Origin of the sequence: Bacillus kalamii (genome assembly GCF_047238185.1) — a bacterium.
Taxonomy (GTDB): Bacteria; Bacillota; Bacilli; order Bacillales; family DSM-1321; genus Bacillus_AD.
Genome location: NZ_JBDFMI010000001.1, coordinates 2,832,706 through 2,856,966, shown reverse-complemented (window position 1 = coordinate 2,856,966; position 24,261 = coordinate 2,832,706). Strand labels below are relative to the sequence as shown.

General features: G+C 40.1%; 25 protein-coding genes. 16 read left to right on the top strand and 9 right to left on the bottom strand.

All coding sequences use genetic code 11. The annotated features are described in order from the left end of the window. The 6 genes from ABC357_RS14200 to ABC357_RS14175 all read left to right on the top strand — a co-directional run bounded on the left by ABC357_RS14200 (nucleotide 1) and on the right by ABC357_RS14175 (nucleotide 7,039). Nucleotides 1–945, top strand: coding sequence for an ABC transporter ATP-binding protein (locus ABC357_RS14200; protein WP_412888145.1), 945 nt, complete (start codon nucleotides 1–3; stop codon nucleotides 943–945). A gap of 301 nt (nucleotides 946–1,246) precedes the next feature. After that, nucleotides 1,247–2,956 (top strand): peptide ABC transporter substrate-binding protein, encoded by a 1,710-nt coding sequence (locus ABC357_RS14195; protein ID WP_412888144.1) that lies wholly within the window; start codon nucleotides 1,247–1,249, stop codon nucleotides 2,954–2,956. Nucleotides 2,957–3,062: 106 nt separating this feature from the next. Next, nucleotides 3,063–3,992 carry an oligopeptide ABC transporter permease gene (gene opp3b / locus ABC357_RS14190; RefSeq protein WP_412888143.1) on the top strand — a complete coding sequence of 310 codons (930 nt, stop codon included), beginning with the start codon at nucleotides 3,063–3,065 and terminating at the stop codon, nucleotides 3,990–3,992. Beyond that, nucleotides 3,992–5,026: an oligopeptide ABC transporter permease gene (gene opp3C, locus ABC357_RS14185; RefSeq protein WP_412888142.1), complete on the top strand. Its 1,035-nt coding sequence runs from the start codon at nucleotides 3,992–3,994 to the stop codon at nucleotides 5,024–5,026. Before opp3b ends, opp3C begins: the two co-directional genes overlap by 1 nt. Before the next feature lie 17 nt (nucleotides 5,027–5,043). Then, nucleotides 5,044–6,087 carry an ABC transporter ATP-binding protein gene (locus ABC357_RS14180; RefSeq protein WP_412888141.1) on the top strand — a complete coding sequence of 348 codons (1,044 nt, stop codon included), beginning with the start codon at nucleotides 5,044–5,046 and terminating at the stop codon, nucleotides 6,085–6,087. 1 nt (nucleotide 6,088) lies between these two features. Further along, nucleotides 6,089–7,039 carry an ABC transporter ATP-binding protein gene (locus ABC357_RS14175; protein ID WP_412888140.1) on the top strand — a complete coding sequence of 317 codons (951 nt, stop codon included), beginning with the start codon at nucleotides 6,089–6,091 and terminating at the stop codon, nucleotides 7,037–7,039. Between the two features lie 48 nt (nucleotides 7,040–7,087). Here ABC357_RS14175 and ABC357_RS14170 read toward each other — a convergent pair whose 3' ends face one another. Next, nucleotides 7,088–7,279, bottom strand: coding sequence for a hypothetical protein (locus ABC357_RS14170; RefSeq protein WP_412888139.1), 192 nt, complete (start codon nucleotides 7,277–7,279; stop codon nucleotides 7,088–7,090). Between the two features lie 530 nt (nucleotides 7,280–7,809). On the opposite strand from ABC357_RS14170, the gene spxA reads away from it, so the two are divergent. After that, nucleotides 7,810–8,205: a transcriptional regulator SpxA gene (gene spxA / locus ABC357_RS14165; RefSeq protein WP_412888138.1), complete on the top strand. Its 396-nt coding sequence runs from the start codon at nucleotides 7,810–7,812 to the stop codon at nucleotides 8,203–8,205. A gap of 97 nt (nucleotides 8,206–8,302) precedes the next feature. Here spxA and ABC357_RS14160 read toward each other — a convergent pair whose 3' ends face one another. Further along, on the bottom strand, nucleotides 8,303–8,854 hold the full coding sequence (locus tag ABC357_RS14160; protein WP_412888137.1) for a GNAT family N-acetyltransferase: 552 nt from the start codon (nucleotides 8,852–8,854) through the stop codon (nucleotides 8,303–8,305). 366 nt (nucleotides 8,855–9,220) lie between these two features. On the opposite strand from ABC357_RS14160, the gene mecA reads away from it, so the two are divergent. Further along, entirely contained in the window at nucleotides 9,221–9,898 is a 678-nt protein-coding gene (mecA, locus tag ABC357_RS14155) for an adaptor protein MecA (protein ID WP_412888136.1), read from the top strand. Nucleotides 9,899–10,077: 179 nt separating this feature from the next. Then, nucleotides 10,078–11,589 carry a cardiolipin synthase gene (gene cls, locus ABC357_RS14150; RefSeq protein ID WP_412888135.1) on the top strand — a complete coding sequence of 504 codons (1,512 nt, stop codon included), beginning with the start codon at nucleotides 10,078–10,080 and terminating at the stop codon, nucleotides 11,587–11,589. Between the two features lie 91 nt (nucleotides 11,590–11,680). On the opposite strand, the gene ABC357_RS14145 is transcribed toward cls, so the two are convergent. Continuing rightward, a complete protein-coding gene (locus ABC357_RS14145; protein WP_412888134.1) occupies nucleotides 11,681–12,088 on the bottom strand; it encodes a group-specific protein in 408 nt (135 codons plus the stop codon). A gap of 200 nt (nucleotides 12,089–12,288) precedes the next feature. Here ABC357_RS14145 and ABC357_RS14140 point away from each other — a divergent pair, with 200 nt between their 5' ends. Further along, nucleotides 12,289–13,512 (top strand): competence protein CoiA, encoded by a 1,224-nt coding sequence (locus ABC357_RS14140; protein WP_412888133.1) that lies wholly within the window; start codon nucleotides 12,289–12,291, stop codon nucleotides 13,510–13,512. 90 nt (nucleotides 13,513–13,602) lie between these two features. After that, the gene (pepF, locus tag ABC357_RS14135; RefSeq protein ID WP_412888132.1) at nucleotides 13,603–15,414 is read left to right on the top strand and encodes an oligoendopeptidase F; all 1,812 of its coding nucleotides are present in this window, start codon (nucleotides 13,603–13,605) and stop codon (nucleotides 15,412–15,414) included. Between the two features lie 50 nt (nucleotides 15,415–15,464). Here pepF and ABC357_RS14130 read toward each other — a convergent pair whose 3' ends face one another. The 5 genes from ABC357_RS14130 to ABC357_RS14110 all read right to left on the bottom strand — a co-directional run bounded on the left by ABC357_RS14130 (nucleotide 15,465) and on the right by ABC357_RS14110 (nucleotide 19,796). After that, nucleotides 15,465–16,094: a DUF1269 domain-containing protein gene (locus ABC357_RS14130; protein WP_412888131.1), complete on the bottom strand. Its 630-nt coding sequence runs from the start codon at nucleotides 16,092–16,094 to the stop codon at nucleotides 15,465–15,467. A 903-nt stretch (nucleotides 16,095–16,997) separates the two neighbouring features. Beyond that, nucleotides 16,998–17,864, bottom strand: a complete 867-nt coding sequence (locus ABC357_RS14125) for a ClpXP adapter SpxH family protein (RefSeq protein ID WP_412888664.1) — start codon at nucleotides 17,862–17,864, stop codon at nucleotides 16,998–17,000. A gap of 121 nt (nucleotides 17,865–17,985) precedes the next feature. Beyond that, nucleotides 17,986–18,378, bottom strand: coding sequence for a globin domain-containing protein (locus ABC357_RS14120; protein ID WP_412888130.1), 393 nt, complete (start codon nucleotides 18,376–18,378; stop codon nucleotides 17,986–17,988). Between the two features lie 122 nt (nucleotides 18,379–18,500). Beyond that, a complete protein-coding gene (locus ABC357_RS14115; protein ID WP_412888129.1) occupies nucleotides 18,501–19,196 on the bottom strand; it encodes a lytic transglycosylase domain-containing protein in 696 nt (231 codons plus the stop codon). A 9-nt stretch (nucleotides 19,197–19,205) separates the two neighbouring features. After that, nucleotides 19,206–19,796 (bottom strand): CYTH domain-containing protein, encoded by a 591-nt coding sequence (locus ABC357_RS14110; RefSeq protein ID WP_412888128.1) that lies wholly within the window; start codon nucleotides 19,794–19,796, stop codon nucleotides 19,206–19,208. A 180-nt stretch (nucleotides 19,797–19,976) separates the two neighbouring features. Here ABC357_RS14110 and ABC357_RS14105 point away from each other — a divergent pair, with 180 nt between their 5' ends. Genes ABC357_RS14105 through ABC357_RS14090 form a run of 4 tightly spaced genes read left to right on the top strand, consistent with a single transcriptional unit; the run spans nucleotide 19,977 to nucleotide 22,767 of the window. Beyond that, nucleotides 19,977–20,342: a UPF0738 family protein gene (locus ABC357_RS14105; RefSeq protein ID WP_412888127.1), complete on the top strand. Its 366-nt coding sequence runs from the start codon at nucleotides 19,977–19,979 to the stop codon at nucleotides 20,340–20,342. Between the two features lie 24 nt (nucleotides 20,343–20,366). Further along, nucleotides 20,367–20,981, top strand: a complete 615-nt coding sequence (gene yjbM / locus ABC357_RS14100) for a GTP diphosphokinase (protein WP_412888126.1) — start codon at nucleotides 20,367–20,369, stop codon at nucleotides 20,979–20,981. A gap of 48 nt (nucleotides 20,982–21,029) precedes the next feature. Continuing rightward, the gene (locus ABC357_RS14095) at nucleotides 21,030–21,824 is read left to right on the top strand and encodes an NAD kinase (protein ID WP_412888125.1); all 795 of its coding nucleotides are present in this window, start codon (nucleotides 21,030–21,032) and stop codon (nucleotides 21,822–21,824) included. Between the two features lie 43 nt (nucleotides 21,825–21,867). Next, complete coding sequence (locus ABC357_RS14090; protein WP_412888124.1) at nucleotides 21,868–22,767, top strand: RluA family pseudouridine synthase; 900 nt, start codon at nucleotides 21,868–21,870, stop codon at nucleotides 22,765–22,767. Between the two features lie 255 nt (nucleotides 22,768–23,022). Here ABC357_RS14090 and sspO read toward each other — a convergent pair whose 3' ends face one another. Then, nucleotides 23,023–23,172 (bottom strand): small acid-soluble spore protein SspO, encoded by a 150-nt coding sequence (gene sspO, locus ABC357_RS14085; RefSeq protein ID WP_412888123.1) that lies wholly within the window; start codon nucleotides 23,170–23,172, stop codon nucleotides 23,023–23,025. A 103-nt stretch (nucleotides 23,173–23,275) separates the two neighbouring features. Here sspO and ABC357_RS14080 point away from each other — a divergent pair, with 103 nt between their 5' ends. Continuing rightward, nucleotides 23,276–24,247 (top strand): GNAT family N-acetyltransferase, encoded by a 972-nt coding sequence (locus ABC357_RS14080; protein ID WP_412888122.1) that lies wholly within the window; start codon nucleotides 23,276–23,278, stop codon nucleotides 24,245–24,247. Nucleotides 24,248–24,261 lie beyond the last annotated feature (14 nt).

Genomic DNA, 24,261 nt, shown 5'->3' with positions numbered 1-24,261 from the left:
ATGGATGTTAACAAAAAATTACTGGAAGTTAACCATTTAAAGCAGCATTTCAATGTCGGGAAGCCAAACATGGTTAAAGCAGTAGATGATGTCAATTTTTTCATCTATGAAGGAGAAACATTAGGTCTTGTTGGTGAATCCGGCTGCGGAAAATCCACGACGGGCCGTACGATAATCCGCCTATACGAAGCAACGAGCGGCGAGGTGTTATTCCGCGGGCAAAACGTCCACGGCAAAAAGTCCAAAGAGGAAATGAAAGAACTAAACCGGAAAATGCAAATGATTTTCCAGGATCCGTACGCTTCTTTAAACCCTCGTATGAAGGTAGCCGATATTATTGCTGAAGGCATCGATATCCACGGGTTGGCCAAATCAAAAGAAGACCGCATGAATCAAGTGTACCATCTGCTTGAGACGGTTGGCCTAAACCGTGAGCATGCCAACCGCTATCCGCATGAATTCTCAGGCGGCCAGCGCCAGCGTATCGGAATTGCACGGGCTCTAGCGGTCCAGCCCGATTTTATCATTGCCGATGAACCGATTTCAGCTTTGGATGTTTCCATCCAGGCACAGGTCGTCAACCTTCTGAAAGAATTGCAAAAAGAAAAAGGCTTGACGTATTTGTTTATTGCCCATGACCTTTCCATGGTGAAATATATCAGCGACCGGATCGGCGTTATGTATTTCGGGAAATTGGTTGAACTGACAACAAGCGAAGAATTGTATAATAATGCATTGCATCCATATACAAAATCTCTATTGTCAGCAATTCCCCAGCCTGACCCAATCAGTGAACGGACAAGAAAAAGGGTTGCCTATGATCCTGCCGTCCACAACTATGATGGCAGTGAAGAATTGAAAATGCGTGAAGTGAAACCAGGGCATTTTGTCCTTTGTTCAGAAAAAGAATTCAATGAATATCAAAAGCAACTAGGCATTCAATAAAAACATGCGGGTAAACATCCCGCATGTTTTTTTCTTGCATTTAAAACAGATTTTGAATAAGTATGCAGGCTTATGAAATTTTTCGAAAAATGGAAAAGCGCTTCCTTTACTTGTTTACGGCAATAATACTGTAAAACAGTAAATATACGGTAAGTTTTATAGGTATAAAGAACTAATTCGCGCTCAAAAATTGTTAAATTCATTAAGATTTGTAAATATTTATAAAAAACATAATTTACAAACAACTAAAAGCTTGTATAATAAATTTGTAATGCTAAATACATAAAAGGGGTGTAAATATTTGAAAAAGTCAAAATTTTCTTTGATTTTGAGCCTTTTGTTGGTGCTGAGCTTATTCTTGGCAGCTTGTAGCGGCAAAGATGATGAAGCAAACACTAATGCCAATGAAAAGCCAGGTAAAGATAATGAGAAAAAGGAAGAATTGGCAGATAACCAAGAGGTACGTATTCTTGAATCAACTGAAATTCCGGGCATGGACAGTGCAAAGGTGAGCGATACGATTTCGTTCACAATGATTAATGCTACGCAAGAAGGCTTGTACCGCCAAAACCAAGATAATAAATTTGAGCCGGGAGTTGCCGATGGTGAGCCGGAAATGGGCTCTGACGGCAAGGAGTTTACAATAAAATTGAAAAACGATGTGAAATGGTCGAATGGCGACCCGGTCACTGCACATGATTTCGTATATGGATGGCAGCGTGCCATTGATCCAAAAACGAAATCTGACTATGGTTCATACATGATGGACCACAAGATCCTTGGTGCTGCAGAAATCACTCAAGCAGGCGCAGACAATAAAAAGTATGACCTGAACAGCCTAGGCATAAAAGCTGTTGATGATTATACAGTGAAGGTTCAAACAGAAAAACCAATGACAGTTGAATTCTTCAAAGGGTTGATGGCATTCGGGACATATATGCCGCAAAACCAAAAATTCGTTGAAGCACAATCAGGCAAATATGCGGCTACTGCAGCCAATCTATTGTCGAATGGCCCTTTCAAGATGACTAAATGGGATGGTCCGACTGCATCTGAATGGGTATTGGAGAAGAATGAAGGCTACCGCGATGCAGACAACGTTACATTAAATAAATTGACATTCAATGTCCAAAAAGACTCTCAGGCTGCTGTAAATGCACTAGAAGCAGGCGAAGTTGATGTAACAATTAAATTAAGCAGTGATGTAGTTCCGCAATATGCCGATGATCCACGGATGCTTCGCTGGTTGGAGCCTACGGTCTTTTGGTTGAAGATGAACCAAAAAGACAATAAAGCGCTTCAAAATGTAAACATCCGTAAAGCGCTTGCACAATCTTTCAATAAGGAAGACTTAGCAGCGGCTGTTTTGAATAACGGTTCAAAACCTGCAAACTTTGCAGTGCCAGCCGATTTCGTCAAGGATGAAAAAGGGGAAGATTTCCGGAAGGGCAATGGCGACATGCTGACTTATGATCCCAAGGAAGCCAAAAAGAATTGGGAAGCAGGCCTAAAAGAAATCGGTAAAAAAGATTTGACCATCAGATATTTGGGCGGAGATACAGAAACATCTAAAAAAACCGACCAATATATGAAAGATCAAATGGAAAAGACATTGCCTGGTTTGACAATCAAATTGGAAAGTGTTCCGTTCAAAATCCGTTTAGACCGTGATACAAAGCAAGATTATGACCTGCAAGCGGCTGGCTGGGGTCCTGACTATCTGGATCCGATATCATTCTCAGATCTTTGGGTAACAGACGGCGGCAATAATAAAATGAGCTATTCGAATCCTGAATACGATAAATTGATCCAGGATGCACAAAATTCTTCTGATTTTGCCCAGCGGTGGGAAGATATGCAAAAAGCTGAAAAAATCGTTATGGATGATGCAGCGATTGCCCCAATGTACCAACGTGCATCCAACTTATTGATTGTGGATAAAGTCAAGGGCTTCAAATATCATCTTGTTGGTCCTGAATATAGCTATCAATATATGAAAGTATTAAAATAAGACTTCGATAATTTAGGGGAAAGAGAGTATAAAGCATACTCTCTTTTTACCTGTAAAATAAATGTCGAAATATGCTTAATTATCAGAAAATTAGGAGGTGTCATGTTTGATCAAATTTGTATTACAGCGAATTGTCTACATGGTTATCACTCTATTCATAATTGCTTCTCTTACTTTTTTCCTCATGAAAATAATCCCTGGAACTCCGTTTTCAAAGGCGGACAAATTATCGCCCCAGCAGTTGGAAATTATGAAGAGTAAGTATGGCTTGGATGATCCTATACCGGTCCAATATGGAAGGTATATGCTGAATATCACAAAAGGTGATCTGGGTGTTTCATTCCAGTTTAATGATACCCCTGTTACAGATATTCTTAAGAACTTATTGGGTCCTTCCATGCAGCTTGGTTTTCAAGGAATGGTCCTCGGCACTTTTATAGGCATTGTCTTGGGGTTGGTAGCCGCACTCTACCAAAATACGTGGATTGATTATACAAGTACATTTTTGGCTGTGCTCGGGAAGTCGGTCCCAAGTTTTGTATTTGCCGGGCTGCTGCAGTATTTTATCGGTGTGAAACTTGGCTGGTTTCCGGTTATGTTCTGGAGAGGGTTTGAATATACCATTATGCCGACAATTGCCATCAGCATTTTCCCAATATCCATCGCTGCACGTTTTATGCGTACGGAAATGGTCGAAGTGCTTGGTTCCGAATATATCGTGCTGGCTAAAGCAAAAGGAGCAAGCATGTTTGAGGTATCAGTCAAGCATGCGATGAGAAACGCGCTTATTCCGGTTGTCACTGTTTTAGGACCGTTGACGGTGTCTTTGATGACTGGAACATTGGTTGTGGAACGGATATTTGCTGTGCCTGGGATAGGGGAACAATTTACGAAAGCCATTCAGGTGAATGATTATCCGGTTATAATGGGAACGACTTTATTATTTGCAGCTTTATTCATTTTAATTGTCTTTATCGTGGACATTTTGTATGGACTGATCGATCCGCGTATTCGTTTAGCAGGAGGTCCTAAATAATGTCAAATATTAATGTGAATGTTTCGCAGGATAAATTTAAGCCAGTTGTTGTAGACCGTTCATTAAGCGAGCAAATCAGCAAGCCGAGCCTTAGTTTTTGGAAGGATTCCTGGCTTCGTGTCCGAAAAAATAAAGGAGCCGTTTTTTGTATGGTCATTTTGGTTCTCTTTCTGATCATGGCGATTATCGGACCTTTCATATCAGGCAAGGAATACGATACACAAAATGTAAGGCAAGCTAATCTTCCTCCCAAAATACCTGTCCTTGAGAATATCCATTGGCTCCCGTTTGATGGAGTGACGGTTACAAAAACCGGCAGGGAAATAAATATGTATGAAATGAAAAAAGTGCCACGCGATACGTACTACTGGTTTGGAACAGATGCACTTGGCAGAGATTTATTCACACGACTATGGAAAGGCGCGCAAATTTCCCTTTATATCGCTTTTTTGGCAGCCGCAATCGATATGATAGTGGGAGTTGCCTATGGGGCTATTTCCGGTTATTTCGGGGGACGGCTTGATACGGTGATGCAAAGGATAACTGAGGTATTGATGGGCATCCCGAATCTTGTTGTTGTCATCCTGATGATTCTTGTATTCGAACCTGGGATTATTTCCATAACCATCGCCATGTCCATCACAGGATGGGTCAGTATGGCCCGTGTAGTCAGGGCGCAGGTGCTGAAATTCAAGGAGCAGGAATACGTATTGGCTTCCCGGACGTTAGGAAGTTCGCACGGCAAGATCATTTTTAAACATTTAATCCCGAATTTATCCGGTGTTATCCTCATTAACACTATGTTTACAATCCCGAGCGCAATCTTTTTTGAAGCGTTTCTCAGCTTCATCGGATTAGGCTTGCAGGCACCCCATGCTTCTTTGGGAACGTTGATTGATGATGGTTTTAAATCTTTAATGATGTATCCTCATATGCTCATTTTCCCGGCCATAGCCATAAGCCTTATTATGATTTGCTTCAACTTGGTTGCAGATGGAATCAGAGATGCGTTAGACCCTAAAATGCGTGATTAAAGGTAGGTGCGAAACAAATGACCAAAATACTTGAAGTTAAAGACTTGCATATTTCATTCCATACGTTTGCCGGGGAAGTACAAGCTATCAGGGGAGTGAACTTCGAACTCAATAAAGGAGAGACTCTCGCCATAGTCGGTGAATCGGGTTCAGGAAAATCAGTAACAACAAAAAGCATTATGCGTCTATTGCCTCCAGGTAATTCCCAAATTAAAAGCGGAGAAATTTTATTCGATGGCAAGGATATTGCAAAGCTGACAGAACGGCAAATGCAAAAAATCCGCGGCAAGGATATTTCTATGATCTTCCAAGACCCGATGACTTCCTTGAATCCGACAATGAAAATAGGGAAGCAGATTATGGAGCCAATCCTAAAGCACCAAAAAATATCGAAATCGGAAGCGAAAAAAAGGGCGCTCGATATTCTGAAGCTTGTAGGCATACCGATGGCGGAATCCCGTTTCGAGCAGTATCCCCACCAGTTTTCCGGAGGAATGAGGCAGCGCGTAGTCATAGCGATCGCATTGGCCTGCAACCCGCAAGTATTGATTGCCGATGAACCGACGACAGCGCTTGATGTGACCATTCAGGCACAGATATTGGAACTGATGAAGAAGCTGCAGAAGAAAGTAGACACAAGCATCATTTTTATTACGCATGATTTAGGTGTAGTGGCGAATGTCGCCGATCGTGTGGCAGTTATGTATGGAGGCAAAATTGTAGAAATAGGAACGGTGGATGAAATATTTTATAATCCACAACATCCCTATACTTGGGGATTGATTAGCTCCATGCCTGATTTGGATTCGCGCGGTAAGGAACTGTATGTCATTCCAGGGACGCCGCCGGACCTATTGAATCCGCCGAAGGGCGATGCTTTTGCTCCGCGGAATGAATACGTAATGGCAATTGACCTGGAAGAACAGCCGCCGATGTTTAAAGTTTCAGATACCCATTATGCCGCCACCTGGCTGCTTCATCCTGATGCCCCTAAGGTAAACCCGCCCGAGGCAGTGGTGAAAAGGCATGAGCAGTTCCAGGCTATGAATGGAGGCAGATGATGTGAAGGAAAAGAATATATTATTGGAAGTAAAGCATCTTAAACAATATTTCAATCAAGGAAAGCCTAATACGGTCAAAGCTGTCGATGACGTTTCCTTTGCCATTTATGAAGGGGAAACGTTAGGTCTCGTAGGAGAGTCAGGATGCGGAAAATCGACTACAGGAAGGACAATTATCCGACTGTATGATGCAACTGGCGGTGAAGTGTTATTTCGCGGGAAAAATGTGCACGGGAAAAAGTCAAAAAGTGAATTGAAGGAATTTAACCATAAAATGCAAATGATATTCCAGGATCCATATGCCTCCTTAAATCCAAGGATGAAGGTAAGCGATATTATTGCTGAAGGCATTGATATCCATGGCCTGGCCAAAACAAAAGAAAGCCGATTGGAGATGGTGTATGAGCTGCTTGAGACAGTTGGATTGAACCGGGAACATGCCAACCGTTATCCCCATGAGTTTTCAGGGGGGCAGCGGCAAAGAATTGGCATTGCCAGGGCACTTGCCGTCCAGCCTGATTTCATTATTGCAGATGAACCGATTTCTGCATTGGATGTATCCATTCAGGCGCAGGTCGTCAATTTATTGAAGGAATTGCAAAAAGAAAAAGGGCTTACCTATTTGTTTATCGCCCATGATCTTTCGATGGTGAAATATATCAGTGATCGTATAGGTGTCATGTATTATGGCAAATTGGTGGAATTGACAACAAGTGAGGAATTATATGAACGTCCTTTGCATCCGTATACGAAATCATTGCTTTCTGCCATCCCTCAGCCGGATCCGATCAGCGAACGTGTAAGAAAACGTATCGAATACAATCCTTCCCTGCATCAATATGGACAGGACGAAGAAGTGAAGATGAGGGAAGTGAGGGCTGGGCATTTTGTCATGTGTTCAGAAAAAGAATATATTCAATATCAACAAGAATTACTGCTTATTAAATCATAGAAAAAAGGCCATTCAGGCCTTTTTTTGCATCGTGATGGTTTTGGGTCGCTAGTCTCTGTCGGCCTTGCCTCCTGATAGGCCCCAACCTTCCTGTGTGTTTAAGGAGGCCATACGGTGGACATGCCTTTTTTTGCTGCGGAATAACTTTTCTCCAATTGTATTGCTGATTACACCATTTAATGCTGTTAAGCCAATAATGAGAACAGCTGTCAGCAATAAATCGAATATATACTCGTTCATTTTAATACCTCCTATATAATGCATTGTATTCCGATTAAATAGAAATATGATTATAGTGAATCTGTATTTCAGATAAACGGTCTATGAACTCTTTTTTAACCCCTAACAAATAGTTGTTTTAGCGATTTCTATATTTTTATATTTAATGAGCAAAAAGGTTTACAAATCTCCTATTCGGGTATTTATATTACATAGACACAAAAAGAAAATGTGAAAAAAGTTATATTAATATATGGATAAATTATGATAAATAAGTCTAAAGTCTCTGTAGATTTTATCCATATTTTGTTTGGGAATCCTTTATTTCGGTCAAATTAAAGGAATGAAAGGTATTGAAATACTAATCTATTAAGGCTTTGAGAATATTTTAATATTTTTCAAAAAAAGTGTTCATTTTGTGAATAATTGATGTATAATAAACTGTAGAAATTTCTTTTTAAAAGTTATTTCAATTTAGCATGTTTGTGTCATGAATGGAAAAGTTTTCCCAATCATAGATCTAAGATTCTATAACAAGGGGAGTGGATAGCATGGTAACACTATATACATCACCGAGCTGTACATCATGCCGGAAGGCAAAAGCTTGGCTGGAAGAACATAACATACCATATGTGGAAAGAAATATTTTTTCTGAATCTCTATCAATAGAAGAGATAAAAGAAATATTGCGCATGACTGAAGATGGTACGGATGAAATCATTTCTACCCGTTCCAAAACATTCCAAAAATTAAATGTGAACTTAGAGTCTTTGCCTTTACAAAGACTTTATAGACTCATCAAAGAAAATCCTGGCCTTTTAAGAAGACCGATTATTTTGGATGAAAAAAGATTACAGGTTGGATATAATGAAGATGAAATTCGTAGATTTCTTCCAAGAAAAGTACGTACCTATCAATTACGTGAAGCGCAAAAAATGGTTAATTAATATAGACGGATCCCTTGGCCCTATAGCTAAGGGTATTTTTTTGTTTTTTAGGAAATGATCTTGTTGGAATAGTGTGTAGAGGATTTTTGCCTCCTCCTTACGCCTTTGGCCAGGCATTTTCCTCTTTTAAATCTATCCAGAAACGTTTTACTATGTTCCCGTTTTCTTCTATAAAGGGGTGGTCTTCTTGTCCGCCATTGGACCGTATTACTTTTTCTGATCCGGTATTGGCTGCGTCACAGGTAATCAATACTTTGGGAAGGCCAAGTTTTTTTGCCTCTTCCAGTGCAAGGTGGAGCATGTAAGTTGCGTACCTTTTTTTTCTTTGGCTAGGCCTGATTCCATAGCCTATATGGCCGCCTGTATTCAATAAAGGAATGGTCAAGCTATGGCGTATGCATATAATGCCGATGATGCCTTCATGTTCGTCCATAAGCCAAAACATGGAGTCGGTGACCCAATGTTCAGGAATTCCAACTCCTTTTTCTGCATTTTGTATTTTTTCGATAAAGGCGCGGAAATCGGAGGGATCACATGCTGAAGCAGCTGGAATCATGCTTTCACCTGTGGCGGCCCATTCCTCAAAATAGGATATGTAGGCAGTTCTTAAATGGAGCGACGGCCTTACAAGATGCATTCCATCCTTCATAAAGAGCATCATCCTCCTATTTAAAATAGTACAGGAACTTATGGGTATTTTTATTGTAGTTAACATATAATAACATAATAGTTAGAAAATTAAAATATTTACAACCCCGCTTTTTTCATGATTGTTGGTTATTCTTGAAATGTATGCTTCCTTTATGTAAAATGAGAGAAACATTTAGGCTGGTGTTTGTTTTTATAAAATATCTGCATTTTGTTTTCCTTCTCTTCATTTTTATCATAAAATAAAGATAGAACAATAGATGGTTAGCTCATTTGTATAAAGGGTACAATATGATTAAGACTCGGCTCACTTTTACTGGGGGTAATTCCCTTCAAACAATACTTAAACAGAAGGGAGAGGGGATTTATGGAAATTGAAAGAATTAATGAAAATACGGTAAAATTTTACATTTCTTATATGGATATTGAAGAAAGAGGCTTTGATCGCGACGAAATCTGGTACAATCGTGACCGAAGTGAAGAATTATTTTGGGAAATGATGGATGAAATTCATCATGAAGAAGAGTTTGCGGTTGAGGGCCCTTTATGGATTCAGGTCCAAGCAATGGATAAAGGGTTGGAGATTATGGTTACGAAAGCCCAATTCACAAAAGATGGGCAAAAAATTGAATTGCCTTTAGGTGACGATAAAGTCAAGGATATTCCAGTCGATGAGCGGATTGAATCTCTTCTTGACCAGCATTTTCAAGTTAAGACGGAAGAGGATGGGGAAGAATCTACAGAGTATGAATTAGATGTACTTGAATGTATGATTGTTTTCCAGGATTTTGAGGACCTTATCTCTTTAAGCAAGTGCAAATCCCTCGAAGGTTTCCGGTCATCACTTTATGCATATGATAATAAATATTACTTATTCGTTGAATTTGATGAAGATGTAGAAGATGAAGAGATTGTTGATAATACTCTAAGTATCCTTTTGGAATATGGAACAGAATCTGCTTTGACTATTCACCGCTTGCAGGAATACGGTAAATTAGTCATTGAAGAGGATGTTTTCCAGACCATTCAGCACTATTTCGCATAAAGGATCTAGTAATGAGCCGGTTTCGTTTAGAAACCGGCTCATTTGGATTTGAGATGAGAAAACGATTGGCAACAACTCCATTTTAGCTTCTCCTATATATTTTCTTGCCTTTTGCTGAATAATAAGAAAAAATGGGTATATATATCGTAATTGGCAAGATGAATATTTGGGGTGGATAAATGAAAAATACGGTTCGCATCATTATTTTCCTGGCTTTGATTGCCGGGGTTTGGTTTTTAATCGAAGATTATGTACATACGAATTTGTTCAGTGTTTTCAGTATACTGATATCTATTGCTGCCATTGTGGTCGGCATTGTGATTTTCCTGGAAAACAGGCATCCGACACAGACGTTGACTTGGCTCGTGGTCTTTGGGGCTTTTCCTCTTTTAGGCTTTATCTTTTATTTATTGTTCGGGAGAAATTACCGCAAGGAAAGAAAATATCGACGTAAATATTTCCTTGATAAACAGACCTTTCTGAAAAATAAAGAAGGAAAGGAAATCAATAATGAAAGAAAGGAAATGATGGGGGAACATCAGCGCAATTTGATTGAACTGGCGCAAAATCTAGGGAACAGCCCTATTTCCTTTGCGACAGAAACAAAGATTCTTACAAATGGAAATGAAACGTTTTCGGCGATTATTGAAGAATTGAAGAAAGCGAAGCATCATATCCACATGGAATACTATATTGTCCGTGATGACCATATTGGCAGAGATATTAAGAAGGTGCTTCTTGAACGTGCAAGCCAGGGTGTTAAAGTGCGCTTCATGTATGATGCTGTTGGCGCATGGACGTTGCCGCGCTCTTATTTGGATGATTTACGCAATGGGGGGATCGAAGTAGCCCGATTTGGCCCAGTCCGTATGCCTTTCCTAAATAGTAAAGCGAATTTCCGGAATCATCGGAAGATAGTGGTGATTGATGGGGACGTCGGATTTGTAGGCGGTTTAAATATAGGAGATGAATATTTAGGACGCGACGAGCATTTCGGTTTTTGGCGGGACACCCATTTGATGGCTAAGGGAGAGGCTGTCCGTTCATTACAGCTTATTTTTTTGCAAGATTGGTATTATAGTACAAATCATAGTTTTTTAACGGATGCCTATCTTCCTAGAAGTGTGGCGCTTGAACATAACCATGGCGGGGTCCAAATGATTGCTGGAGGTCCTGATAATGAATGGAGTGTCATTAAGAATATCTTTTTTTCAATGATCACTTCAGCTAAGGAATCAGTGTGGATTGCGTCTCCGTACTTTATTCCTGATGAAGATATTTTTACAGCCTTAAAAGTGGCCGCGTTAAGTGGAATTGATGTCCGCCTTCTTGTACCGATGAACCCTGATAAGAAAATTGTTTGGCATGCATCCCGCTCCTATTTTCCGGACTTATTAGATGCAGGAGTAAAGGTTTTTCAGTATGAAAATGGATTCATGCACAGCAAAATTGTCATTGTTGACCGCGAATTGGCTTCTATCGGCACTGCTAACATGGATATGAGAAGTTTTCATTTGAACTTTGAGGTGAATGCCTTTTTATACCGAACGGGTTCCACTCAAAAATTGGTGGAAGACTTTGAAGAGGATTTGCGTTCCTCACAAGCACTTACCCCGGAATCTTTCAAAACCCGCCATATTGGGACCAGGGTTTTGGAATCAACATGCCGGCTTTTATCACCATTATTATGAGAGAAGATAAAAGGATAGCCTTAAATGGTTATCCTTTTTGTGTGAGATAAAAAAGGTTGCCAGTGCCCCTTTTTAAGCGTATCGCTGGTAATCAGTCGCTATCCGCTTTAGTGGCTAAACGGTTAAGAATGGATTCGGTAAGGAAGGCAATATCTCCATCCAAAAGGCATAAGCAGGGAAGATGATAGAATGTGGTTGTCTTTTCAAATTGAAAATAGGAAGCGGAGGGCGCGCAAATAAAAATCTGCTTGTCTAATGAAAGGGCCATTCCTAATTCAATATGGCTTCCAGGACCGGCAGGCAATAAAAGGATGAAAAAGTCCGAATCCTCCACTGCTTTTTTTTCAGCTTGGCCGATAGAAATCAGTTTTTCAATGGTATCTGCGCGATTATTTAGAGTCCAATCGTAGGAATGCTTCAAGCCTGCTTGCTTTAACTTTGTAGACATATACCTGACATCCGGGATATTAGCAAAGCTGGAAGCTATATAAAAATTCATCGGACATTCTCCTATTCTTTTTTTGTCCCCGCCATTGGAGCGGAATGTATTCACTTTTTATTAGTGTTTAGGACTTTTACATTCTCTGTAACTGTATTAAATAGTGTGAATTTCAGATAAGTAAAATAATGATTTTGCCGTAAAGGGATTTAGTGGATGATGTCGAATAAGATCAATAAATGAAAAAGGAGGGGTAAATCTTGCTGATTGCATTAAATGCTTCAGGCCGACAAACAAATCTCCTGAATAGTAACCGGCAACTTGTACAGTCTTACCGGCCACTGCCGCACTACTGTCCTGGCTGCGGAGGGGAGGTGATCCTTAAGGCGGGCCGGAAAGTGATTCCTCATTTTGCCCATAAGGCAGGAGGAAACTGTACAGTATCGGCGGAAGGAGAATCAAACCGCCATATAGAAGGAAAACAAAGTCTCTTTTCTTGGCTAAAAGATCAAGGCATCCATGTCCAGTTGGAGTTGTATATTCCGGATATAAAGCAGCGGACAGATTTGTATGCAGAAATACAGGGGAAAAAGTACGCCATCGAATTCCAATGCTCGATTATTTCATCGGACGAAGTGAAGCGGAGGACATTGGGCTATAAAAAGAAAGGAATGGAAACGATATGGATTTTCCATAACGATTTATGCAAGCAAAGAAGGCATAATGAATTTTCAGTCCCTTCGTTTATTTGGACCGCGATACGAGGTTCCCTGGCCCGGCCGCAAGCCATATTTTTATCCCCAAAGAATTTGGAATTGATTTTTTTGCCGCATATGATTCCTTTTTCTTCCGCAACAACCTTTTCAACTTCCTATAAACTGTCTTTGGCTGCATCCTCACTCCAACAACTTATTCTTCCTTACCATTCCCTTGTTTATCCCACTTTTTCCTGGGCTCACAAAATGAAGGCTTGGCGTATGTATGCCTGCAGGAGTTCTGCTGTGTCTGACCCGTTTTTTCTTTCCATCTATAAAGCAGGATTGAATCCAGCCACTTTTCCTTTGGAAATTGGGCTTCCGATTCCATATGGCCATCTGTATGAAACACACTCGGTAGAATGGCAATACTGGCTTTTCCGTAAAAATCTTTATCCAAGGGATATCGGCGATGTGTTTACTATACAGGAATGGCGCATTGGCGCTTTATCCTTAATAAGGGAAGGGAAAATCAATTTGCGCCCCTTGCCTTTTTATCCAGCTATCAATCCTTTTGTTCCGGCAGATATGTATTTGTTTGCACTTATAGAATTAGGTGTAGTACATTCTGAAACAGGCGATGTTTTTCAGATATTGAGGCCATTGTCTCTCTTTAATCCAGCTAATATGGGGGAAGAACAAACTTTCTATAAAAAACTGCCTAATCTCTATAATAATCTCATGAAAAAAGAGGAACAGTCATACACTAAAAAGGCACATATCAAATAAGATGCAGGAAATCTGATGAAAGTACAGAATTAATAGTATAATTGGTACTATAGAAGTACCAAAGAAATCTTAGATGTGGAGGAATACAGAATGTCAGAAGCAAAGACTGCAGCATTACCTAATAGAAGCGACCTGAAAATAGAAGATACATGGAAATTGGAAGATATATTTGAAACAGATGAACGATGGGAAGAAGAATATAAATCGGTAAAGGAAGAATTGGCTAAAGCAGGCTCATTCCAGGGAACGCTTGGAGAGAGTGCAGACCAATTATATAATGCATTGAAGTACCAAGATTCAGTATTTGAGCGCCTTGGACGAGTGTATGCATATTCACATATGCGGCACGACCAAGATACGGCTAATTCATTCTATCAGGCAATGGATGGCCGCGCTAAATCATTATATGCTCAAGCGGCAAGCTCAGTTTCTTATATTGTGCCGGAAATATTATCAATCGAAGCATCCAAGATTGAAGATTTTGTGAAAGAGAAGCCTGAACTGGAGCTCTATAAGCATGCACTCGAAGAAATCAATAAGCAAAGACCGCATGTGTTGTCTGCCAATGAGGAAGCATTGTTGGCTCAGGCTTCAGAAGCGCTAGACGCCTCAAGCAATACGTTCAGCATGCTTAATAATGCAGACCTTGAATTCCCTGCCATTAAGGATGAGAAGGGGGAAGAAATCCAAGTAACGCATGGACGATACGGACGTTTGCTGGAAAGTGAAGACCGGAGAGTACGAAAAGACGCGTTTATGGCAACGTATGAAACATATGGCCGTTTCTTAAACACGTTCTCCAGCACATTGGGAGGCACAGTGAAAAAGCAAAATTTCAACGCTGACATCAGACATTTCGATTCTGCCCGCCAAGCTGCGCTAAGCGCCAATAGTATACCTGAAAGCGTTTATGATAATCTTGTTAAAACGGTGAATGAAAATCTGCACCTGCTGCATCGTTATGTCGATCTGCGCAAAAAAGTGTTGGGAGTCGACGAAGTACATATGTACGATCTTTACACTCCTTTGGTGAAAGATATTAAAATGAAAGTCACATATGAAGAAGCCAAGGATTATGTGCTTAAAGGGTTGGCACCTTTGGGAGAAGACTATAATAGGGTTCTGAAAGAAGGATTCGAGAACCGCTGGGTGGATATCCATGAAAACAAAGGCAAGCGGAGCGGAGCTTATTCTTCCGGTTCTTATGGAACCAACCCGTATATTTTGATGAACTGGCAGGATGATGTAAATAATCTATTTACGCTTGCGCATGAATTCGGCCATTCCGTGCACAGCTACTATACAACACATACACAGCCATTTACTTATGGGGATTACAGTATCTTCGTTGCGGAAGTTGCTTCTACGTGCAATGAAAACCTGCTTACGGATTACTTGTTAAAAACAGTGGATGATGACAAGAAACGCATTTATTTATTGAATCATTATCTCGAAGGATTCAGAGGAACGGTTTTCCGCCAAACAATGTTTGCTGAATTCGAACAACTGATCCATAAAAAAGCCCAAAATGGGGAAGCGTTGACAGCAGAGTCGTTAACTGAAGAATACTATAAACTGAACAAAAAATATTTTGGCGACAATATTGTCATTGATGAAGAAATCGGCAGAGAATGGGCCCGCATTCCTCATTTTTATTACAATTTCTATGTTTATCAATATGCAACTGGTTTTTCTGCCGCTACTGCTCTCAGCAAGCAGATTCTGGAAGAGGGAAAACCTGCCGTTGACCGATATATTTCTAATTTCCTGAAAGCAGGTAGCTCAGATTATCCAATTGAAGTCCTTAAGAAAGCTGGTGTGGATATGACAACAGCCGAACCAATCGAGGAAGCCTTCAAAGTGTTTGAAGAGAGATTATCCGAGCTTGAACAGTTATTGTAAAGAAGGAAAAACAGGCATCCCAAAATGGGATGCCTGTTTTATAGAATGAATTAGTCTTCACTTGTCCACTTTTTCTTTAGTTCTTCAAATTCCTGTTTTATTTTTGTGCGGTACTCTTCAATCTTTGCATGGCGTTCTTCAGAGCGTTTTTCCTTCATTTTTTCTTTTGCCTGTTTTTGAAGTTCATTCTGGACTTCATTAGCATGTTCTACTTCGTCTTGAATTACGCTGGCATCATAGCGGATGGTGACCGTATCGAATTTATTCATCACACGGTCATAGGAAGCTTCGGTTGTTTCCTGTACAACGGCAATAATCGCTACGTCACCATCTTTTAATCTAGATGTGACGGAGCGAAGAAGGCTATCCTCTTCTTCGATGTCATCAGCGTCTATTCCAGCTCCTAAAGCTGCACCAACGCCCATCCCCAGCAAAAAGACAAGAGGCCCGCCAAGAATTCCTACTAAACCGCCGATCAAACCGCCTTTCCATATATCGTCAGAAGTACGTTTCCCCGTATCAAAACTGTCTTTCAGCAGAATTTGGCCATCGTCCTTTTTTAAAAGGGCAACTTGAGAAAGAATGATTTTTTCATCAAATGTACTTAGTTTTTGCAATTCCGATAAAGCTTGGAAGGCTTCACTCTCGATTTTAAAATAAGTCAGCACTACATTTTCCATGATAATCCCTCATTTCTTCTTTCGTTCAGACTGCTATTATCAATAGTATAAAGATTTAAATGGCTATACCATTAATTCTATTATATAGTTTTTAGACAGAGATTTTGCAGTTCGTGCTTTTAATTTTGATTAATGTGTTATTTCATACACAATTTTTACAATTTAACGCCATTATAAAAAAGCTGAATAGGTAATTGGAAATGTAAATACTATACTTATAGTGTAAAAATAACGTACATGAAGTCGAAATAGGCGGGAAAAATACCATGAGTATTTCCGGAAAGAGAAATAAAATTATATAAAAATAATTTTATTGGGATTAAAATCCTCTAAAGCGATTCTTTTTTCCAATGGAGAGCAAAAAGATGATCAAAATGGAAAAGAGGATAGGGACAGATAGATAGAGTGGAAACAAATGTATCAATGCTAGGATATGAAGAAAGAGAGCACCGGCTAAACAAAACAAAAGCAAGAAAACATATCTTTTTTTCATAATGGCCTCCTTTTATAAAAATTGATAATAAAGTATATGAAAGAAGGATAAAATTATACTGAAAGTTTGACGAAAATGTGAATTTAGTAACAAACGCTTGTATTTTAGAATAATAACCTGTAATATAATGAGTGTGAAGTTGATCACAAGCAAACATATACCCCTTTGTTTGACCGTGAAAAATTTCTCCCATCCCCTTTGTTCGTATGAATAGAAAAAACCCCGCTTATCCCGGCGGGGTTTTTTCATGCATTCAAAATGTTCTTTAATCGTAAAAGTCATTATTCGATACTTTACATACATATAAAAAAGGACCTGTCATGATGTGTGCGCCACAAGTTAGATTAACAAATCTCCTTTTTGGGGTGCAGTACATCACAGGTCCTTTTGATATATCTTTCAACGGCCAATCATTCAGATTTTTTATATTTCCAAAATGTACCGTATTTTGTATGGATGTTTATAACGATCTGTTGAAGCATCAGCTTTTTTAATTCCTTTTCAGCGCTTTGTTCATCTAGATTGTATGCTATTGCAACTTCTTTTGTAGCGACAATATTATAAAAACGGACAAATGATTCAATATTCGGCATAGGTGACGGTTCAGGCAAATCGGGCATCATTTCACGGAGAATAGACAGATAAACCTCGTATGGATAAAGTCCCGATATTTTAATTCCTTCATCTTCTATCTTTTCGTTGAAAATTACGATCGATGGGATTTCTTGTATATCCATTTCAGCTGTAATTTTTAAATCGCATTGAAATGCTTTGATGGCCGCTTTTGACGAGAAATCGACCTTGAACTCATCGATATCGATATCGGCAGCATCAGCTATTTCGGCCAATACGGATAAATCAGATATATTTTTTTGTTTTAGGAAAAGAAATTCCTGCAGTTTTCTTAAGAAGCGTATCCCATTTCTTTTTCCCTGCAGTTCAGCCGCTTTTATGGCAATGGATGCGTTGTAGGGCATATTCACGTCAGGTGCAGATATAGGAATGCATTTATCGCATGAAATATCATGCCTGTTCGCACCTTTTCCACATAGGGACTTCACTTTTTTTGTTTTTCTTTGGCTGCCATGGAAATTTAGTGAAGCCAGCTTTCCGCTCAGAACATGCTTAAAGTTGATAATACTTCCATATTCCATTTGCAGTTTTTTCAGAACAGGTTCGAGAGCCCAGCATTCCGGGCATAAAGGATCTACAAATATATAAATTTCAATTGGTTTTTTACCGATTTGCGCACAGTGATGGGCATGTAGCCACTCCATAAAATTAAACACGGATTTTTGAGAACTCAACTGCTTTCTCCTTTCTTGACTGTTTGTAGTATAAGGATCATTTCATCGAATGTAAAATGGAACTTTATACCTTTGATGTTTTGCAGTTCAGTCAAGTATTTTGCTCATGGGAAGGTGTATTGACCATGTGCTGGGCTGTTAAAGAGAGTCGTTGGAAAAAGAATTCGCGAAGTTCGCTTTGTAGCTGGACTTCGTCCATCGCTCCATTCATACATTCAAGCCAAGCCTGGGCTCTTTCTGGAGTAATTTCGAAATGTAGGTGGCGAGCACGTAACATAGGATGGCCATGCTCCTGCATATAGAGAGGTGGACCGCCGAGAAACTGTGTTAGAAATTGTTTTTGCTTTCTGGCTGTTTCCGTTAGATCTTTCGGGAAAATGGGGATTAGCAATGGATGCTTGGATACTCTCCTATAAAAAGCATCCACCAAATCGCTCAGCCCTTCTTTTCCGATTACATCGTATGGTACTTGTGAATTCTTCATCTTTCTCTCCTCTTACAACTTATGTAAAGTTATTGTAGCAAAGAGGAATAGCCATGCTCAAATAAATAGCTTAATTATCGTGATATTATTAAAAAAACTTGTCCATATAGAGGACAAGTTTTTTACGCTTTGTATGAATTCATGACTTTTTGTACATAATTTTTGGTTTCTTTAAAAGGAGGCACGCCATTGTATTTATCGACATTTCCAGGGCCGGCATTGTATGCGGCAAGCGCCAGTTCTGTATTGCCGCTATATTTATTCAGCATTTGGCTTATATATTTTGTGCCTCCCATAATATTCTCTGCAGGATCAAACACATTTTGTACGCCTAGGAAACGGGCTGTGGAAGGCATCAACTGCATAAGTCCTGAAGCTCCGACCGGGCTAGTGACAGTTGGATTGAAATTAGATTCATGTTTAATGATGGCAGCAACCAATTTCTCCGGTACATTGTACTTTTTGGCAGCTTCTTTTATTTGTGCTGCATATTTACTATCGCTCCCAATTGACTGCCCGCTGGAGGAGTCAGTAGGTGTACTGCCGAAGGGAATGGCAGCAACGGACGATGCCAGCTGTGAGTATAGGGAATTCGAGATTTGGCTGTCTGTGCCTTCATTTAAATTGCCTGCTAAGGAACCGACGACACCGAGCGTATTCGATACGAGAGATGGGTCAGATGTATCTGAAAGCAAACCCGAAAGCATCTCTTGAAATAAGCTTGATGAGGATGAAGAATTGCTTGACTCTGTGCTTCCAAGGCTTAGGCCTTGAAGCGCCTGAAGTTCAATTAGTGTTTTTAGGTCTTGGATATTCATGTTTTCACCTCAACTGTTCATCTTGCGGAGTTTGGCAAGATAAAAGCGTTTTATCTTATTATCGGTTGGACGAAGAGGGATGTTCAGCTTTTCTAACAGGTTTTCGAAAGAAATCTTCCCTTTTTGATAATCCGCCACTTCATATTCAAGTTCATAATCTTCTTCACCTAGATATTCGCTGTGGTCGAGTACTAAGGTTCCTTCCTCGTATTCTGTTTCGGCGCGGTGTGTAATCAGTGAACCGAAATAGCAGAGTTCGTGGGGATGGATTCCGTATGTTTCATGTATTAGGGCTATAATTTCCCCTTTTGGAAGAAGATCTGACTGGATAGCGGCGGTTGCCTCGTGAACCTCGATTTTTTGGTTGGATTCCAATAGGCCTTCTTTAGCAGGCTGTTTCAGGGTCATCTCGTATGTTCCATTTTTTGATCGGATACGGAGTGCGCACCCCTGTTTTTTTAAAGCAAAGTTTTTTGTATCAAAATAGTGGTTTTCTTGAGTGAAGAAAGCCTCATCAACAATGCCGGCATATTGGCTGAGCTTAGCGAATTCAAAAGAAGTCAATATATTTTTGAATTCAATTTCCAGTTCCTGATTCATAGTTTGCCATCCTTTCGATGAAATTGTTCTATTATGAATCTTACTTCAACCTTAGGCATACGTTAAGGGATATGTTAAAATAAAGTGAAACTTTTTTGATTGCTGTCTATTATTTACCCGCCAATCAAAGCTAGTTCAATGTGGTTCATTTATCCACGTCTTCGAAGGAAGGAAGGTCATATGAGAAAAATTATTGATATGAAAGAAGTACATATAGAACAAAATAAATTGATGGGGTCCATTCAAATGGATTCACCGTCAACCATTAAACCTAAAGGCCAAATGCTGGTCGACTCCGATCAGTTTGCGCTTGTATACATAATTGAATACATGGATGAATACGTTTATCTTTCATTCGGGGAAGGTTGCTGGCCTGCGCTTAACAATGGAATGCAAGCAGGACTGCCAGTCTATGTGAAGCACAGCGGTAAGGAAATAGAACTGATTGATTTCATGGAAGAATTGGCATATTTAATCGATAATATAAAAGATAATGCGAATTATGGGGATGAAATGGGTAACAAAGTAGAGCAAGTATTTCTGTAAGAAGCTTGAGGTAGGTGCTTATTCATGAATTGGGATGATTTTTTAGCTCCATATAAACAAGCAGTAGAAGAGCTGAAGGTAAAATTAAGAGGAATGCGGACACAATTCGAAAGGGAAAATGTACATTCTCCCATCGAATTTGTTACAGGCCGGGTAAAGCCGGTTCCTAGCATTCTGGATAAAGCTGAGAAGAAAGGGATCGCGATTGATCAGCTGGGAGCCGAAGTGCAGGATATAGCAGGCCTGCGTATGATGTGCCAATTCGTTGATGATATTAAAACAGTAGTTGAATTATTAAGAAACAGGAATGACTTTGATATCATAGAAGAAAGAGATTATATTTCACACGAAAAAAGCAGCGGCTACAGGTCTTATCACGTTGTGATCCAATATCCTGTCCAGACTATTTATGGCGAGAAAAAAATTTTGGCAGAAATCCAGATCCGGACGCTGGCTATGAATTTTTGGGCAACCATTGAACATTCGTTGAATTATAAATATCGGGGGCAGTTTCCTGAGGATATAAAGCTTCGTCTGCAAAGAGCTGCGGAGGCTGCTTATTTATTAGACAAAGAGATGTCTGAAATCGCCTTGGAAATTCAGGAAGCACAACGGGCTTTTTCAAGAAAGACAGACTAATTTTTAAAGAATTCGCGAACATAACGGGATTCCGCTAAGGAGGATATTATGAAATTCGCCATATCGTCAAAGGGAGATAATAAGTCGAACATGCTTATGCAGCGAATGAAGTCATACTTGACCGATTTCGGGTTGACGCTTGATGAGGAGAAGCCAGATATTGTTATTTCGGTCGGCGGAGATGGGACGCTGTTATACGCGTTCCATCGATTTAAGCACCGTTTGGATAAAATCGCTTTTGTTGGGGTCCATACAGGGCATCTAGGTTTCTATGCCGATTGGACTCCAAATGAAATTGAAAAACTGGTCATTGCCATCGCAAAGACGCCTTATCAGATTGTTGAATACCCACTGCTTGAAATAATCGTCCGCTATAAACATAACGGTAAAGAATCAAAGTATTTAGCATTAAATGAATCGACTGTTAAGGGCGTTGAAGGAACGCTTGTGATGGATGTTGATATTAAAGGGCAGACATTTGAAACATTCAGAGGAGATGGATTGTGTTTATCAACTCCTTCAGGAAGCACGGCATACAATAAGGCATTGGGAGGGGCAATCATCCATCCCTCAATCCGTGCTATCCAGCTCGCTGAGATGGCCTCAATCAATAACAGGGTATTCAGGACTGTAGGATCACCGCTTATATTGCCGGACCATCATACATGTATGCTGAAGCCATTGAATCAGGATGATTTCATTATTACTGTCGATCATCTGCAATTATTGCAAAAGGATGTTAAATCCATTCAATACAGGGTGGCGGATGAACAGATCCGGTTTGCGCGTTTCCGCCCTTTTCCTTTTTGGAAAAGAGTGCGTGATTCCTTTATTGGCGAATAAAATGGTTTGTAAAAGTAGAATTCAGTAGAAGAAGGATTATGATATGAGTGTTTTTCAATTACAATGGACAGTCAGTGAAGAATGGAATGGGACCATACTGCGGGAATTTCTGAAACACAAGCATGTCAGTAAGGCAGCCCTTGTGGATATTAAATACAATGGTGGGAAAATTGAAGTCAACGGCAAGGAAGAGAATGTCCGTTTCAAGTTGAAAGAAAAAGATGATGTACAAGTGTTTTTCCCTCCGGAAAAAGTGAGCGATGGATTAATTCCTGAACATCTTCCTTTATCTATTGTATTTGAAGACGACTATTTCCTTGTTTTGGACAAGCCCCCATTTATGAATACTATCCCGTCAAGGGAACATCCGAATTCATCAATGGCCAATGCTATTGCTGGTTATTACCGAGAAAAAGGGATAGATGCTACGATACATATTGTGACAAGGCTGGATCGGGATACTTCAGGCCTCATGCTTGTAGCAAAAAGCAGGCATGTCCACCATTTAATGAGCCAGGAACAAAAAAAAGGCCATGTTAGCAGAATATATGAGGCTCTTGTGGAAGGGGAACTTCTTGATTCCGGTCGAATAGAAAAGCCGATAGGCCGAAAGTCAACTAGCATTATCGAAAGGCAGGTGTGCGAGACGGGCCAATATGCCTGCACGCTGTACCAAGGCCTAGAGAGTGATGGCCGTTATTCATTGGTCAATTTGAAGCTGTTGACCGGCAGGACCCATCAGATTAGGGTCCATATGGCTTATATAGGCCATCCTCTGCTTGGTGATACACTCTATGGGGGTTCTGCCCATTTGATGGAAAGGCAAGCTTTGCATTGTAAGAAAATCTCTTTCTTTCATCCATTCTTGGAAAAAATGCTGTTTTTTGAAATTGGATTGCAGGATGATATGAAAAAAGCTTATGGACAAATGACGAAAAAATAAACGCTCCCTTTTGAACTGCACCCCAATTGTCAGGCACAATCATTGTGGTGCAGTTTTTCCTGTTTAAAGTAACTATATCATGTATGGCCATACAAAATGGATGAAGGCAAATGAAAAGGCATGAGCCCGATTCAATATCGGACTCATGCCCAACCTGCTGTCTAAAGGAATAACTTGATCTTGCCATTTTTTAATGGCCGCTTCATTACTTGGCGTTTTATTTTGTAAGGTGGCCGGCTGGCCGCTCCCTGTTGTTTACTGATTCTTTTTCCGCTTCTTATTGTTCAATTTTTCGATTGTCGACATTGGTTCATTGGCCAGCTCTTCATTATAGCCGGCCCCGTTTCCTTGCCTTTTAGCCGCATTCTTTCCGGGGATAATATGATTTGCTTTTTTCTTGCTCAATGTTGTCACCTCGCTTCGCCTTATGTTTCACCATAAGGCCTGTTTTTATTAGCAAGGATTTTGGCTGGAAAGGCGAATAAAAGATAGTTAAGGGGGCGGAATATTGGAGAGTTTAAGAGACCGAACGATCAATCATTATAAAAACAGTATAGCTATTGTTGAGCAGCTTTTGCAGCTGGGAGATGGCCTGTGGAGGATGCCGTATGCGGAGGGGAAATGGACTGTAGCCGAAATTATCGGCCATTTCATACCATGGGATGATTTTGTCTGCCGTAGCCGCATTCCTTATTTTACGGACTCTACGATCATGCCTGGAAGTCCTGGGGCTGTTCAAATGAATACGGATGCATCGATGGAAGCAAGGGAATGTTCAAAAGAGGATACTATCCTCAGGTTTATAGAAGGAAGAACAAAGATGATTCACTTATTAGAATCGTTTGATGAACATCTTTGGATAGCAAGAGTAAGGATCGGCAATGAGGAATTGTCTGTTTTTGATTACTTTCAGGGACTAATCCAACATGACCTGCATCATTATAAACAAATCCGGACAGCACTTGCTGGGAGAGAGGGAAAAAGTGTGAAGACCGAAAAGACCGAAATAGCCATTAGGTTAGATCATTATGGTGAGCTGTATGAAGAAAAGGTAAAAGGTTATCATTTACCCGAGGAACAATTGAAATATACCGCTTTGCCTCAGAATGCCATACAGATGGCAGCTGAAAAGAAGAACGTTTTTCCGATTGTTATTTTCGAACAGAATGATATTGTAGGCTTCTTTAATCTTCATGATAATGAACAAGTAATGGAGCACACGGATAATAGGAAGGCCATTCTATTGATGGCATTCTCCATCAGAGATTCTGCACAGGGAAGAGGCATTGCTAAAAAGGCGATGAAGGCAGCGAAAGAGTTTGTGGCCAGGGAGTTTCCTGGGAAGAATGAGATTGTACTGGGTGTCAATCATAGAAATGCCGCTGCTCAAAAGGTATATGAATTTGCGGGTTATAAAGATACGGGCCGCAGGAAATCGGGCCCTAACGGAGAGATTCTGATTTTGTCAGCCGCTTTATAAGAGAAAAGGGGAGG